The 13,802-nt window shown below is 73.4% G+C and carries 15 protein-coding genes; 6 read left to right on the top strand and 9 right to left on the bottom strand.

Going from position 1 to position 13,802, the window contains the following annotated elements; all coding sequences use genetic code 11:
• Nucleotides 1-23: 23 nt before the first annotated feature.
• From VMN58_12315 to VMN58_12305, 3 genes are all read right to left on the bottom strand, one after another.
• Nucleotides 24-1,214, bottom strand: coding sequence for a zinc-binding dehydrogenase (locus VMN58_12315; protein ID HUF33981.1), 1,191 nt, complete (start codon nucleotides 1,212-1,214; stop codon nucleotides 24-26).
• Entirely contained in the window at nucleotides 1,211-3,598 is a 2,388-nt protein-coding gene (locus VMN58_12310; GenBank protein HUF33980.1) for an HAD-IB family hydrolase, read from the bottom strand. The genes VMN58_12315 and VMN58_12310 overlap by 4 nt, the downstream gene beginning before the upstream one ends.
• Nucleotides 3,599-3,662: 64 nt before the next feature.
• A complete protein-coding gene (locus VMN58_12305; protein ID HUF33979.1) occupies nucleotides 3,663-4,796 on the bottom strand; it encodes a D-alanine--D-alanine ligase family protein in 1,134 nt (377 codons plus the stop codon).
• A 27-nt stretch (nucleotides 4,797-4,823) separates the two neighbouring features.
• Here VMN58_12305 and murF point away from each other — a divergent pair, with 27 nt between their 5' ends.
• Nucleotides 4,824-6,188, top strand: coding sequence for a UDP-N-acetylmuramoyl-tripeptide--D-alanyl-D-alanine ligase (murF, locus tag VMN58_12300; GenBank protein HUF33978.1), 1,365 nt, complete (start codon nucleotides 4,824-4,826; stop codon nucleotides 6,186-6,188).
• On the opposite strand, the gene VMN58_12295 is transcribed toward murF, so the two are convergent.
• Nucleotides 6,185-7,501 carry an MFS transporter gene (locus tag VMN58_12295; protein HUF33977.1) on the bottom strand — a complete coding sequence of 439 codons (1,317 nt, stop codon included), beginning with the start codon at nucleotides 7,499-7,501 and terminating at the stop codon, nucleotides 6,185-6,187. The genes murF and VMN58_12295 overlap by 4 nt on opposite strands.
• A gap of 65 nt (nucleotides 7,502-7,566) precedes the next feature.
• Here VMN58_12295 and VMN58_12290 point away from each other — a divergent pair, with 65 nt between their 5' ends.
• The gene (locus VMN58_12290; protein HUF33976.1) at nucleotides 7,567-8,481 is read left to right on the top strand and encodes a D-isomer specific 2-hydroxyacid dehydrogenase family protein; all 915 of its coding nucleotides are present in this window, start codon (nucleotides 7,567-7,569) and stop codon (nucleotides 8,479-8,481) included.
• A gap of 29 nt (nucleotides 8,482-8,510) precedes the next feature.
• On the top strand, nucleotides 8,511-9,119 hold the full coding sequence (locus VMN58_12285) for a DnaJ domain-containing protein (GenBank protein ID HUF33975.1): 609 nt from the start codon (nucleotides 8,511-8,513) through the stop codon (nucleotides 9,117-9,119).
• 25 nt (nucleotides 9,120-9,144) lie between these two features.
• On the opposite strand, the gene VMN58_12280 is transcribed toward VMN58_12285, so the two are convergent.
• Together VMN58_12280 and VMN58_12275 are read right to left on the bottom strand one after the other, a co-directional pair.
• Nucleotides 9,145-9,795: a hypothetical protein gene (locus VMN58_12280; protein HUF33974.1), complete on the bottom strand. Its 651-nt coding sequence runs from the start codon at nucleotides 9,793-9,795 to the stop codon at nucleotides 9,145-9,147.
• A gap of 45 nt (nucleotides 9,796-9,840) precedes the next feature.
• Nucleotides 9,841-10,635 (bottom strand): VOC family protein, encoded by a 795-nt coding sequence (locus VMN58_12275; GenBank protein ID HUF33973.1) that lies wholly within the window; start codon nucleotides 10,633-10,635, stop codon nucleotides 9,841-9,843.
• 149 nt (nucleotides 10,636-10,784) lie between these two features.
• On the opposite strand from VMN58_12275, the gene VMN58_12270 reads away from it, so the two are divergent.
• Nucleotides 10,785-11,441 (top strand): acetoacetate decarboxylase family protein, encoded by a 657-nt coding sequence (locus tag VMN58_12270; GenBank protein HUF33972.1) that lies wholly within the window; start codon nucleotides 10,785-10,787, stop codon nucleotides 11,439-11,441.
• Here VMN58_12270 and VMN58_12265 read toward each other — a convergent pair.
• Nucleotides 11,425-11,841: a DUF1992 domain-containing protein gene (locus VMN58_12265; GenBank protein HUF33971.1), complete on the bottom strand. Its 417-nt coding sequence runs from the start codon at nucleotides 11,839-11,841 to the stop codon at nucleotides 11,425-11,427. The genes VMN58_12270 and VMN58_12265 overlap by 17 nt on opposite strands.
• A 139-nt stretch (nucleotides 11,842-11,980) precedes the next feature.
• Here VMN58_12265 and VMN58_12260 point away from each other — a divergent pair, with 139 nt between their 5' ends.
• Together VMN58_12260 and VMN58_12255 are read left to right on the top strand one after the other, a co-directional pair.
• Complete coding sequence (locus VMN58_12260) at nucleotides 11,981-12,340, top strand: response regulator (GenBank protein HUF33970.1); 360 nt, start codon at nucleotides 11,981-11,983, stop codon at nucleotides 12,338-12,340.
• Nucleotides 12,341-12,416: 76 nt separating this feature from the next.
• Nucleotides 12,417-13,001, top strand: a complete 585-nt coding sequence (locus tag VMN58_12255; GenBank protein HUF33969.1) for a VOC family protein — start codon at nucleotides 12,417-12,419, stop codon at nucleotides 12,999-13,001.
• 38 nt (nucleotides 13,002-13,039) lie between these two features.
• On the opposite strand, the gene VMN58_12250 is transcribed toward VMN58_12255, so the two are convergent.
• Together VMN58_12250 and VMN58_12245 are read right to left on the bottom strand one after the other, a co-directional pair.
• A complete protein-coding gene (locus VMN58_12250; protein ID HUF33968.1) occupies nucleotides 13,040-13,276 on the bottom strand; it encodes a hypothetical protein in 237 nt (78 codons plus the stop codon).
• Nucleotides 13,277-13,293: 17 nt separating this feature from the next.
• The gene (locus tag VMN58_12245; protein ID HUF33967.1) at nucleotides 13,294-13,455 is read right to left on the bottom strand and encodes a hypothetical protein; all 162 of its coding nucleotides are present in this window, start codon (nucleotides 13,453-13,455) and stop codon (nucleotides 13,294-13,296) included.
• Between the last annotated feature and the right edge of the window lie 347 nt (nucleotides 13,456-13,802).

The following is a 13,802-nucleotide window of genomic DNA, read 5'->3' as shown; positions in this document are numbered from 1 at the left end:
GCCTGGCCGTGCCGTCTTACGAGTCACAGTCGGTCTCTTTCCTTCTCGGTGCGGAGGTCGAAGGCGATCTTGACCGCGCCGCGGCGACCTGCCTCGGCGGCGTGGGCGATGGCGTCGGTGAAGCGATCGAGGGGGTAGGTGGCCGAGACGAGGCGTTCGAGGCCGGCGTCGGCCACCAGCTCGAATGCGAGGTCGAAGGTGGGTCGGCCGGTGGGCTCCACGCCGTAGGCGTAGGCCCCGACCAGCTCGATCTCGCGGTGCCACAGCGGGGTGAGGTCGACGGTGAGCCGGCCGGGCATGCCGACCATCACGATGCGGCCGCCGGGAGCGGTGACGGCGAGGGCCTGGGCCAGGCTGTCGGCGCTGCCCACGCAGTCGACGGTGACGTCGACGCCGCCGGTGAGGCGTCCGATCTCGCCGTCGCCGGTGGCCATGGAGCCGGTGAGGCGGCGGGCCACCCGGTCGAGCTGGTCGGGCTCGACCACGGTGGTGGCCCCGAGCTCGCGCGCGAGGGCCCGCTGCTCGGGGTGCTTGGCGGCGGCGACGATGTGCTGGTCGTCGGTGAGCACCAGCCGGCGCAGGGCGGCGATGGTGCACAGGCCGAGGGTGCCGGCGCCGATGACGGCCACGGTGGTGGCGTCGGTGCCGGCTCGGAACGCGCCACGCACGGCGCAGGCGGTGGGCTCCACCATCACCGCTGCCTCGTCGCTGAGGGCGTCGGGCACCCGGTGCAGCTGGCTGTCGTGGGCCACGAGGGCGGTGGACCAGCCTCCGCCGGTGGCGGCGCAGTAGCCGGTCTGCAGGCCGGGATCGAGGTGGCCGAAGGCGATGTTGGCGCAGCGCCCCACCTGGCCCGAGGTGCACGCATCGCACGGCGGCTCGATGCCGCGAGCGGCGCAGCCGAGCACGGGTTGGAGCACCACACGCGTGCCGTCGTCGAGGTCGCCCACGACCTCGTGGCCCGGAACGAAGGGGAAGCTGACGATGGGCTCGAACCAGCGGCTCGAGGTGGCGTCGATGGTGGCGAGGTCGGAGCCGCAGATGCCGGCGAGACGGGGCCTCACGCGCTGCCAGCCGGGGCCGGGGAGGTCGGGAAGGTCGACATCGCGGAGGCGCAGGGGTCCGACCGTGGCGCCCCGGCCATGGGCCAGCGACCCGGCGAGACGGGCGGCGGCGAAGCGCGGGACCGAGCGCTCGAAGCGCAGTGCCTTCATCGTCGTGCCCCGGCGGGGCGGCGGAACGACGTGCGGCGGGTCATCGGGCCGATGGGGAGCAGGGGTCGGGGGGCGCCCGGGGCCTTGGTCCAGTCCTCGACCAGCCAGCCCCGCTTGCGGGCGATGGCCGACAGGCGGGTCTCGGGGTTGACCGCCACCGGGAAGCCGACGGCTTCGAGCATCGGCAGGTCGCTGGCCGAGTCGGCGTAGGCGACCGACTGCTCGAGCTCGAGTCCCTCGGCCTCGGCGTAGTCGGCCATGGCCTGGGCGCGCGCCTCGCCGGTGGGGGGCGCCGAGGTGAGCTCGCCGGTGTAGCGCCCGTCGACCACGCCCATGCGGGCGCACACGATGTCGTCGAAGAGGGGGGCGAGGTTGCGCTCCACCACGATGTCGAGCGCACCGGTGATGAGCACCGTGCGGTGGCCGAGCGCCCGGTGCTCCCGGACACGCCGGAAGCCGGCGGGGAACGACTTGGTGAGGATCAGGCGGCTGAACAGCTCGGCGGCGTCCTCGTCGAGCTGGCGGACCGGCGCGCCCTCGTAGCGCCGGTAGAAGTGGCGAAGGAAGTCGCCCCGGTCCTTGCGGTCGAGGGCGAGCAGCCCCGGTGCCTCGCGGAGCGTCTTGAGCACGAAGCGGAGGCGGTCGTCGGGCCCCAGCCGCCTGGTCGCCAGCCAGGAGTACGACTCGACCACGTTCGAGGCGATCAGGGTGTTCTCGAGGTCGAAGGCGGCGAGGTGGCGCTCGGGTGCCAGCACCTGGCGGCGCAGGCGGGAGCTGCGGCTCTCGCGGTTGGTGGCGCCGGGCGTGGTCTTGACCCGTGCGTGGGCCACCACCGACGGGAGGTGGATCGACGTGACGTAGTGGTCCCAGTCGACAACTCCGGGGTCGAAGCAGAACGTGGCACGGTCGTCGTCGTCGAGCGAGCGGAAGCGCTCGAGGAGGCGGTCGACGGAGAACTCGGCCTCGGTCTCGGCGTAGGCGCCGTAGAGCTCGACGTAGGTGAGGGCACGGTCGACGTCGGCCCGCTTGTCGTCGAGGGTGGCCGACCACCGGGCCTGGGTGCCCCGCAGCGGGAGGGTGGCGAGGGCCTTCTCGGCGCGGTCCATGATCGACGAGGCCCGCTCCAGCTGCTTCTGCACGCGACCGCGGCCGGGGAAGGTCCACTCCGGCACGAGGATCGGCTGGCCCTTGGCGTCGTAGAGGGGGTGCTCCGAGAACCAGCCCTGCACCAGGTCGACGAGGTGGCGGTAGCCGAGCGGGTTGGCGGAGCCGGATGCCACCTGCACCACGGCGGGCTGCTCCTCGGGGCCCCGGGCGGCAGCGTCGATGACCGCGGCGACGACCAGGTCGACGGGGATGACGTCGACCACGCCCTCGGGGATCCCGGGGAACTCCTTCAGCAGGCCCTGGGCGTAGCTGATGATGACCGGTTCGGCCATGCGGAAGCCTCGGATCCAGCCCGGGCTGGGTTCGGCGAGGGCCGACTCGATGATCGAGGGACGCACGATGGTGACCGGCACCGCACCGCGCGTCTCGAGCAGGGCCTGCTCGCCGAGCGCCTTGGTGTAGGCGTAGGCGTCGGGCCAGCCGAGGGACCGGGCACGTGCCCTGCCCGCCTCGACCAGCTCGCTGGCCACCCAGGCGTCGCGCCGCTTCTCGCCCTTGGAGGCCAGGAGCGGCGTGCCGGCGGCACCGAGCTCGCCACGAGCCTCCTTGCGGAAGCGGGCGAGCATCGCTGGGGTGCGACTGGCTGCCTCCACGTCGGCTCGGGTGCGGCGGGCAGCCGCCACCTCGGCCCGCCAGTCGACGTCGGGGGTGAACGGCTGGTCGAGCAGCGGCAGCTCGGGCGCCCGCCCCCGACGGTTCCCGGCCACGTAGCAGGTCGAGACGGCGACGAGGTGGGCGGTGGACCCGATCTCGTTGAGGGTGGTGGCGATGCGGGAGGGTCCGAGGAGGTTGACCTCCACGGCGCGGTCGAGGGGCGAGTCGAAGGCGACGGTGGCGGCGGAGTGGATGACCGTGTCGCACGTGGCGAGCAGCTCTCTTCCGGCGTCGTCGAGCCCGAGCCCGTCGCTGCTCACGTCGCCGGCCACCACTTGCACCCGGCGAGCCACCTCGTCGTCGAAGCCTTCGCCCAGCTCGGCGCGGAGGCGGTCGAAGGCATCGTTGCGGATGAGCTCGCGGGCGAGGCGCTGCTCGACGGTTCGCTGTCGGCCCGGGCGGATCAGGAGCACCAGCTCGCAGCCCGGCACGGAGCGCAGCAGCCGCTCCACCAGCGCGGTGCCGAGGAAGCCGGTCGAGCCGGTGACGAAGAGGCGCTTGCCGGCCAGCGCGTCGGCGATCACGGCCCCCTGTCTAGTGGAGGTGCCGAGGACGGCGGGCATCTGCGCCCTCCTGGCCCCTGGCGCCGCGCCTGCTCGCGGTCCCCCGGGGGCTGGTGCCGCGGTGTCAGTCGCGCGGGCGGCCGACCTTGGCGGCGCGGTGGGCGCGGCGCTCGAGGGCAAGGGCGACGAGGCGGTCGATGAGCAGGTCGTAGGGCAGCCCGGAGGCGGCCCACAGCCGGGGGTACATCGAGTGCGGGGTGAAGCCGGGGATGGTGTTGACCTCGTTGACGAGCAGCCCCCGGCCGGCCTCCTCGTAGAAGAGGTCCACCCGCGCGAACCCATCCGCCCGCAGGGCGGCGAAGGTGGTCAGGGCCAGCCGCTGCACCTCGGCGGTGACGTCGTCGGGGAGGTCGGCGGGCACGGCGAGGTCGGCCCCGTCACCCGAGTACTTGTCGTCGTAGTCGTAGAACTCGGCCGACGGCAGGATCTCGCCGGGGACCGAGGCGATGGGGTCGGCCCCCCCGAGCACGGCGCACTCGATCTCCCGGCCGACGATCGCCTCCTCGATGACCACCCACTCGTCGAAGCGCAGGGCCTCCTCGACCGCGGCGGCGAGCCCGTAGGGGTCGGCGACCTTCGAGATGCCGACCGACGAGCCGAGGTTGGCCGGCTTCACGAACACCGGCCACCCGAGCTCGGCGGTGACCCGGTCGACGAGGTCGGCCTCGATGCCCGTGTCGCGACGGGCGATCCAGCGGGGTTGGGCCACGCCGTGGTGGGCCAGCACCTCCTTGGCCTTGGCCTTGTCCATGCACAGCGCCGAGCCCAGCACGCCCGAGCCCACGTAGGGGACCCCGGCGAGCTCGAGCATCCCCTGGATGGTGCCGTCCTCGCCGAGGGGACCGTGGAGGAGGGGCAGGACCACGGTGGGGACGTCGTTGCCGCCACCGGGGCCGCGCCGAGCGGCCACCGTGGGGAGGGGGTCGAGCTCGGGGCCGGCGGCGGTGAGGGCAGACGGGAGGCCCGATGCACCAGCGGCGAGGGCGGCGATGGCGTCCTCGGCCAGGACCCATCGCCCGTCGGGGGTGATGCCCACCGGCTGGAGGTCGTAGCGGTCGGGGTCGGCGGCGGCCAGCACCGAGGCGGCCGAGGTGCACGAGACCTCGTGCTCGGCCGACTGGCCCCCGAAGAGCACCACGAGGCGAACCCGCTCGGGGAGGTCGGCGGTGCTCGGTGCGGGGGCGTCGTGTCCGGTCACGGCTCCTCGATCGCGGAGGGGGCGGGGTTGTGGCACGGTACCGCCCATGACGGCGACACCCCGGCGACCGACGTGCGCTTCCTGACCACAGAGGTGGCGGCCGCGACCGGGGGCCGGGTGGTCGGGCCCGACGTGGCGATCGACGGTGCGGTCATCGATTCGCGCCTGGTCGTGGGCGGCGAGCTGTTCGTGCCGCTGGTGGCCGAGCGCGACGGCCACGACTTCATCAGCGGGGCGCTCGAGTCCGGCGCCGCCGCCTACCTCACCTCGCGACCTCCCGTCGGCGGCACCGCCGTGGTGGTCGACGACACCACCGCCGCCCTCACGGCGCTCGGCCGCGCCGCGCGCGACCGCCTGCCCGAGCGCGTGGTCGGCATCACCGGGTCGGTGGGCAAGACGTCGGTGAAGGACCTGATGGCCGCGGCCATCGGCTCGACCCTCACCGTGGTGGCCAGCGAGCGGTCCTTCAACAACGAGCTCGGCGTCCCCCTCACCCTCCTCGCCGCCCCGGAGGGGTGCGACGCGGCAGTGGTGGAGATGGGCGCGCGCGGGGCGGGCCACATCCGGCTCCTCTGCGACATCGCCCGGCCGACGGTGGGGGTGGTCACCGCGGTGGGCCTGGTCCACACCGAGACCTTCGGGTCGCTGGAGGCGGTGGCCCGGGCCAAGAGCGAGCTGGTGGCCGACCTGCCGGCGACCGCCACAGCTGTGCTCAACGCCGACGACGAGCGGGTCGCCGCCATGGCGTCGGTCACCCCGGCCACGGTGGTCCGCTACGGCCTCGCCCACCCCGGGTCGCTGGCCGACGTCGTGGCCGAGGCGATCGTGGTCGACGACGAGCTGCGGCCATCGTTCCGCCTCCGCAGCCCGTGGGGTGACGCAGAGGTGCGCCTAGCGGTCCGGGGCCACCACCAGGTGGCCAACGCACTCGCCGCGGTCGCGGGCGCGGTGGCCTGCGGCGTCGTCGTCGACGACGCCGTCGCCGGGCTGGCCGACGCCGCTCTCTCGCCGTGGCGGATGGAGCTGGTCCGCACGCCCGTCGGCGCGCTGGTGGTCAACGACTCGTACAACGCCAACCCGGTCTCGGTGGCGGCGGCGCTGCGCTCGCTCGCCGCCCTCCCGGCCCGACGGCGGGTGGCGGTGCTCGGCACCATGGCCGAGCTCGGCGACGTGGCCGAGCGCGAACACCGGGCCGTGGCTGAGCTGGCCGCGGAGCTCGGGATCGAGGTGCTGGCGGTGGGCGAGCCCGCCTACGGGGTGCTCGACGTGGCCGACATCGAGGGAGCGGTGGCCCACCTCGGGACGCTGACCGAGGGGGACGCCGTGCTCGTCAAAGGCAGCCGGGTCGCCGGCCTGGAGGTCCTCGCCGAGCGCTTGGTGGAGGGTTACTAGAGGCCGGCGGCGAGGGCCTGGGACGCGGGCTGCTCGGCGGCGCTGCGGAGATCGGCGTACCAGGCCAGCCCCACGGCGGCCACGGCGCCGTAGAGCACCACTGCCGTGACCGAGGTGAGCTCGATGAGCGGACCGGCGATGAGGAGGCCGATGGGCACGGTGCCGCCGAAGGCCATGATCCACAGCGCCATGACCCGACCCCGCACGCTGTCCGGGATGTGCTCCTGGAGGATGGTCGACAGCGACACCACCGTGCTCATGTAGCAGAACCCCACCACCGCCACGACGGGGTAGGCGGGCCACGGCGAGCGCAACAGGGCGAAGGTGGTGAGGGCGACGGCGAACGCCAGGAGGCCGCCGCGCACAGTGCGCATGCGGTCGAAGCGGGAGAGGAAGGTGCCGACCGAGATTGCGCCCATCACGCCGCCGAGGCCGAAGCAGGAGTACAGGAGGCCGTAGGCGGTGCTCTCGACGTCCATGCCGAGGTTGCGTGCCGCCAGGGTGGGCAGCTGACCGATGAAGGGCAGGCAGAGCAGCGAGAACACCGACATGGTGATCAGGCACCGGCGCACCAGCGGGCCCCGACGCGCGATGGTGAGCCCCGCCACCAGCCGCCGCCAGCCCTTGGCGCCGGTGGGGTCCGGCTCGGTGGCCGGGAGGCGGATGACCAGCAGGGCGGCGATGACGAAGGCGTAGGTGGCGGCGTTGACGAAGAAGACGCCGGCGGCGCCGATCAGTGGCAAGGCGAGGCCACCGAGGGCGGGCCCGATGACCCGGGAGGCGTTCATCTGGGTGGAGTTGAGGGCGATGGCGCCGGCCATGTCGCGCCGACCCACGAGGAGGGGCAGGACGGCGGTGTAGGCGGGGGCGTTGATGGCGTTGCCGATGCCGATCGCCGCCACGACGGCGAGCAGGGCGACTTGAGGTGGGTCGCCGGCGAGGACGAGCACGGCGAGGACCACCGAGGCTGCCGCCTGCTCCACCTGTGCGATCAGCAGCAGGCGGCGGCGGTCGACGAGGTCGGCGAGCGCTCCGCCGACGATCGAGAGCAGCAGCATGGGACCCAGCTGGGCGACGTAGATCAGGCTCACGAACAGCGCCGAGCCGGTGAGCTCGTAGGCGTAGGCGCCGAGGATGACGTTCTGCATCCACTTGCCGATGTTGGAGGCGAACGACCCGCTCCAGACGATGCGGAACTCACGGTGCGCCAGTGCCGCGCGCGCTGTGCCAGGGGCGAAGGGGGAGTCGCCGGAGGTGGGGACCTCCTCGTGCTCCTCAGTGATGATGGGTTGCCGCCGTCGCAACGCTCGCACCGGTCGCACGATAGAGGTTGCAGAGGCCAACCAAACCTCTCCGCGCCCGGCGGTACCGTGGGCTGGTGCCCGCACCGCGCGTCGCCCTCGCCCCCGCCGGCGTCCCTCCCTGGGTCGCCGAGGCCATCGTCGCCGGGGGTGGCGAGCTCGTTGCTCCCGCCGAGGCCGAGGCCCTGGTGTGGTTCGGTCCCCCGGACCCCGACGGCCTCGAGCCGGTGCTGGCCGAGGCCACCGGCGCGTCGTGGGTGCAGCTGCCCTGGGCCGGCATCGAGCCGTACGTCGGGCTGCTCACGCCCGACCGCACATGGACGTGCGGCAAGGGCGTCTACGCCGAGCCGGTGGCCGAGCACGCCCTGGCCCTCGGCCTCGCCGGCCTACGTGGCCTGCCGCAGCGAGCCCGCGCCACGTCGTGGGGTCGCCAGGGTGGCCGGACGCTGATCGACGGACGGGTCACCGTGGTGGGCGGCGGTGGGATCACCGAAGCCCTCCTGGCGCTCCTCGCCCCGTTCCGCTGCGAGGTCACGGTGGTGCGCCGCCACCCCGACTCGGTGCCCGGGGCGGCCCGCGTGCTGGGGTCCGAGCACCTCGACGACGCGTTGCCCGGCGCCGACCTGGTGGTCCTGGCGCTGGCCCTGACCCCCGAGACGGCCGGGCTGGTGGGCGCCGCCCAGCTCGACCAGATGGAGGGGCACGCCTGGCTGGTCAACGTTGCCCGGGGCGCTCACGTCGTCACCGACGACCTGGCGGTCGCCCTGAGAGAGGGGCGCATCGGCGGTGCCGGCATCGACGTCACCGACCCGGAGCCGCTGCCCGAGGGTCACCCCCTCTGGGATGAGCCCCGCTGCATCATCACGCCCCACACCGCCAACACCCTCGCGATGGCGCGACCTCACGTCGAGGCCCGCATCACCGAGAACGTCCGGCGGTTCGGGGCAGGGGAGGACCTGGTCGGCCTCGTCGACCTCGACCTCGGGTACTGAGCACCCGCGGCGCCCGTAGCCTCGGCATCGTGGCCACGCACTACCAGACCCTCGGCGTCGGCCGAGGGGCCACCGCCGGCGAGGTGCGCCAGGCGTACCTGCACCGGGCTCGCGCGCTGCACCCCGACCGTGCCGCGGCGCAGGGCGAGACGGCGACCCCGCGGGCGATGCAAGACGTCAACGAGGCGTGGCGCGTCCTGGGCGACCCGGTCCGGCGGGCCGCCTACGACCGCTCGCTCGACGTGGCCGCCGCGCCCATGGGCGGGCCCCGGGACGCCGATGACGTCGATCGCCCCTACGTCGGCCGGCAGGCCGTCCCGGGCGACGTCGGGCTGTCGTTCGTCCGGGGGCTGCCGTGGATCGTCGCCCTCCTCGTGCTCGGGATCATCTTCGTGTTCACCGCGTTTGCCGGGGGCTCGGGCGACGGTGACGAGCGGGTGCGGCCGTCCGACCTCGTCGGTGGATGCGTCCAGGTGCAGCGAGGTGCCGACGTGGTCGCCGTGCCGTGCACCGAGCCCAACGAGGGGAGGGTCGACCTGGTGGTGCACCGCTCCTCGCGCTGCCCGAGCGACTCGTCGGCCACCCCGATGGCCGCCGACGGCGTGTGGCTCTGCCTGCGCGACGCCAACGCCCCCTGAGCGGCGGCGGAGTAGGTGCGTCCTGTCAGGACGTGGCGGGTCGCTCCCGGATGGCCCGCTTGAGCTCGGCGAAGCCGGGCCATCCGGCGATCTTGGTCACCGCATCCCACAGCTCGACGGCCTTGTCCCCTCGGGGGATGCGGGAGATGACCGGCCCGAAGAACGAGGGCCCGTCGGGCGGCTCGAAGGTGATCACCGGGGTGCCGACCTCCTTGCCGGCCCGCTCGAGGGCGGTTGTGGTGTCGGCACGGACGTCGTCGTCCCACGAGTCGTCCTCGGCGGCGGAGGCGATGGCCGGGTCGAGGCCGAGGCGCTCGAGCATGGGCCCCACCTCGCCCAGGAGGCCGGCCACACCCTCCGGCGTGCGGATGTCGAGGCCCTCCCGCTCGACGTGGAGGCGGGTCCCGAGGGCGGTGTAGAGCGGACCGAGGTGCTCGCGGCCGTGCTCGGCGCGCACGCGCGCCGCCACCCGCAGGAGGCTGAGGCCGGCGCCGTGGGCCTCCGGGTACCCGCGGGGGAACTTCGAGCCGTAGTCGCGGTCCTCGTTGACGATGCGAAGGGAGATGAATCGCCAGTCGACGTGGAGCTCGGTCTGGCTCGCCACCTCCTCGATCCACCGCGAGGTGATCCATGCCCAGGGGCACACCGGGTCCCAGAAGAAGTCGACGTCAGCCATGTCTTGCCCAACGCGCTCGGCCGCCCGATGATTCCCCGCCGTGGCTCACCCGGTGGCGGTGAGGCGGAGGCGCACGCCGAGGTTGTCCTCGGGCGCGACCTCCCACGAGTCCTCGCCGAGCGCCCGGGCGCCGGTGACGGCCCCCGGGTCGTCGAGCTCGAACGCGAGGTGGTGCACCCGGCCGGGACGCCCGCCCAGCCACCGCCGGAGCTCGTCGACGGGCTCCAGCAGTCGGACCCTGCCAGGGCCGGGCCAGGCCAGCTCGACCCACCGGCCGTCGGGTCCGTGACCCTCCTCGGTGCGCTCGCCGCCGAGGAGGTCGGCGAAGAGCACCAGCCCGTCGTCGAGGTCCGCCACGGCGTGGGTCACGTGGGCCAGCGCGGCGGGGCCTCGCGCCGCCTCGGGGAGGTCGGGCGGCGGGGGGCTGCTCCAGCTGCCCATCGACTGGGCGAGCTGGACCACGACGCCCCGCGCCGCCTTGGGGTGGAGGAAGGCCTCCTTCCAGTCGGCGTCGCGGAGGTCGACGCCGACGGGTTGGATGCCGGCTCCTTCGGCGGCGGCCAGCGCGGCGCTGATGTCGGCCACCTTGAACGTGAGGTGGTGCACGCCCGGGCCGCTGGCGTCGAGGAAGCGTCGGAGGAAGTCGTTGCGGTCGACCGACGCCGGCTGGAGGGCCTCGAGCTTCATGCCGTTGGCGTAGCTCACCTGGGCGGCGGCGAAGCCGATGCTGTCGCCGCCCGAGAGCCAGCGGCCGCCGAGGTCGCCGACGTAGCGGGGCCAGGCGTCGACGTGGCGCTCGACGGCGACGGCGACGTGGTCGAGGTCGATGCTCGTGATCACCGGTCGATCATCGCCGCCACCCGCCACGGGGCGAAATTCGCGCCTCGGCCCGCCCGGTCCCAGGCGGGGAGGCGTACGATCGGCACCGTGGCCGACAGGGCGCGCGTGGAGCGGTGCGGCGGCGCACCCCCGACGCGGGGGGAGCGCCGATGACCACCCCGGACGCGCCGTGGACCCTCGGCGGCGAGGCGCTCGTCGCCCTGGCCCGGCGACCGAGCTCGTCTCCCGCGCTGCCGATGGGCCTGCACCGCCTGCCGGGCCCGCTGCTCATCGTCGGGGCCTGCTACGAGTCCTCCCCGGTGGGGCCGTACCTCGAGCTGGCCGTGGGCGAGCCGGCCCGCCTGGGCCTGCGGCCCGGCTGGTGCTTCACCACCATGGTGGTCGACTCGCCCGAGTCCCGGCGGGCCGGACGCATCAGCTGGGGGCTGCCGAAGGAGGTCGGCCGGCTCACCTGGCGTCGCGACGGTGACGAGCGCGAGCTGCGCTGGGCCGAGCGCGACATCGTCGTCCGTGGCCAGCCCCATGGCGTCCCACTGCCGGGGCTGTTCCCCCTGCGGGCCCTGCAGCGCCGGGCAGACGGCCCCGTCGTGGCACCGGGGCGGCTCCGTGGGCGCGCCCACGTGGCGTCGGTCCGCTTGGTGGCGCCGGCCGCCGACCCACTTGCCGGGATCGCCGGAGTGCACCCGGGCGCGCACCTCACGAGCATGCGCCTGGTCCTGCGGCCGGCGCGCCACCCCGTGGGGCTCACCTCGACCCTGCGCGCCCCCCTGCGGGCCCCGGAGCCGGCGCTCAGCAGCTGCCGCTGAGCTCCTGGCGGGTGGTGCGCCAGTGCTCGACCGTCTCCTCGACGTCGAGGGTCATGAGGGTGGAGGGCGGTCCGCTGGAGGCGAGGCGGTTGACGCCCCGGATCCGCGTGTTGATGGCCTCGACGACCTCCCGGACCCGGCCTTCGTCGTCCAGCCCGGCGATCAGCGCCCGTGCCTCCTCGAGCTCCCGGCGGACGGCGATCGTCGGCGGGGTCACGGTCACCTGCTCACGTTGGAGCAGCTGCTTGACCCACCACATCTCGTCACGAGGGCGGTCGAGGTCGGGGAGGGGCTTGCCCGTCCCGGGGAGGTCGTCGAAGTCGCCCCGCTCGCGGCCCTCCCGGACGATGCGGTCGACCCACCCCTCCCACCGGACCCCCGGCGGCTTGCGCTCGGTCACGTGGTACCTCCATCGCTCGTGAATCTGTTCACGAGCCGGTAGGTCGATCGTCGCGCCGATGTCGCAGATGGTCAACCACTCCGCACGACCACCCGAACGGGCCATGGTCGGCACGCAGCGCTGTTGCTTACCTGGAGGTGTGCTTGTCCTCATCTGCGACGACGAGGCGCCCATCCGCACCCTGTTCCGGATGGCCTTCGAGGACGAGGGCGCCGAGGTGGTCGAGGCCGTCGATGGCAACGACTGCATCGCCTGCGTCGAGCGCCACACGCCCGACGTCGTCATCCTCGACCTCTTCATGCCCGAGCGCGACGGCATGGCGACCCTGCCCGAGCTCCGACGTCGCTGCCCGCATGCCGTGGTGCTCGTGGTGAGCGGGCAGGCGCCGGTCGACGTGTTCGAGCAGACCCGGCGGCGAGGCGCCACTGCCTGCTTCGACAAGGTCAGCTTCCTTCCCCGGATCCCCGAATTGGTCGCCCGGTACGGGAGCCCCGTCTGAGCGAGGGAGCCGCCGCGCCATCCGACCTGCTCCGCTGGGCGGAGCAAGGTGGCCGATCGGGCCGTACCGTGGAGCCATGACCTCCGTGCAGCCCCGTTGGCGGGGCATCAACCACCTGGCGCTGGTGACGACCGACATGGATGCCACGGTCCGCTTCTGGCACGGCGTGCTGGGAGCCAGGCTCGTGACCACCATCGGCGCTGCCAGCTTCCGGCACTACTTCTTCGACTTCGGCCCCGAGCAGACCGTGGCCTTCTTCGAGTACCGCAACGCCAAGATCGAGCCGTTCTCGAAGCCCGCCGGGGTCCCCGACCCGAGAGCGGCGCAGTTCGACCACCTGGCGTTCAACCTCGCCGACGAGCACGCCCTCGAGGAGCTCGCCGCCCGCCTCAAGGCCCACGGGTGCGCCGTCACCGATGTCGTCGACCACGTCTTCGTGCGCTCCATCTACTTCACCGACCCGAACGGCATCGCCCTCGAGGCCTCGTGGTGGGTCATCGACCCGACCGGCCGCGACGCCGACTATGGCGACCGCCGTCTCTTCTCCGACCCCGACCCGGTGCCGGCGGTGCGCGAGCTGATCGAGACCGGCGCCCTCGCCTCCACGCCCGCCACCGCCCTGGCGGGCGAAGACGGCGGCGCGAGCGTCGACCCGGCGTAGACCGAGCCACCTGCGAGGCGCCAATGCGCCCCTGCCGGTCAGGCCGAGACGTCGGCCTCGACGATGGTCGTCACCGTCTTGCGATTGAGCCCGGACACCTCGGCGAGCTGACGCAGAGATGCCCCGGCTCGATGAGCGACCCGGATCATGTCATCGCGGATGGCGGCTTCGCGTGCGGCTCGCTCGGCGCTGAGACCGACCACCGCAAGCGCGGCGCCAACCTCTCCTTCCTCCCCGGAGCGGTACTTGTCGATCGCGGTGTTCGCCGCGGTCACCTGGGCCTCGCTGTAGGTCATTGTTCCTCCCGGAGCGATGCAGCCAACTTGTTCCGGATGCCCATCAGCATCGGAACCCTTGCCGACATCTCGCGTCGAGCCTCAGCGTCGTTCAGGTGTGCCAACACCATCCCGAGCAGCTCCAGCGCCTCGACCCGTTCGAGTTCGACGTTCGCCATCGGCCCGATCCTAGCCACCAATGGCCCGAAATGGGCCACCCCGCTCCTGCTGCCGGCTAGCCCGTCGTCCCACAGGCCCGCGACCAAACGCCCGTCCCCAGGTTCTCGTGGCGATTCCTTGCGTTTCACGACCGCCGCGGGCCAGGGAGTGGAAGGAACCGCCATGAGAGTGGGGCGTCCTCGGTCGGTCCGTACTCGCAGAACCCGACGACATCGTGTTCGTCGGCGACCACCAAGACGCCTCCACCAGCGGCGACACGCTTCTCGGTGTAGCTGACCCAGTCCTGTTCCGCGCCTTCACGACTCGCTCCTCCGCCAGCACTTCGGGCACCTGACCGACGTTGGTG

It is taken from the genome of Acidimicrobiales bacterium (genome assembly GCA_035512495.1).
Classification (GTDB): Bacteria; Actinomycetota; Acidimicrobiia; order Acidimicrobiales; family CADCSY01; genus DATKDW01.
This window is presented reverse-complemented; position numbering and strand designations above follow the sequence as displayed.

Excerpts from the sequence above, each read along its gene's own strand:
- VMN58_12315 (HUF33981.1), bottom strand. The coding sequence starts at position 1,214 with ATGAAGGCACTGCGCTTCGAGCGCTCGGTCCCGCGCTTCGCCGCCGCC.
- VMN58_12310 (HUF33980.1), bottom strand. The coding sequence starts at position 3,598 with ATGCCCGCCGTCCTCGGCACCTCCACTAGACAGGGGGCCGTGATCGCC.
- VMN58_12280 (HUF33974.1), bottom strand. The coding sequence starts at position 9,795 with ATGGCTGACGTCGACTTCTTCTGGGACCCGGTGTGCCCCTGGGCATGG.
- VMN58_12270 (HUF33972.1), top strand. The coding sequence starts at position 10,785 with ATGACCACCCCGGACGCGCCGTGGACCCTCGGCGGCGAGGCGCTCGTC.
- VMN58_12255 (HUF33969.1), top strand. The coding sequence starts at position 12,417 with ATGACCTCCGTGCAGCCCCGTTGGCGGGGCATCAACCACCTGGCGCTG.
- VMN58_12245 (HUF33967.1), bottom strand. The coding sequence starts at position 13,455 with ATGGCGAACGTCGAACTCGAACGGGTCGAGGCGCTGGAGCTGCTCGGG.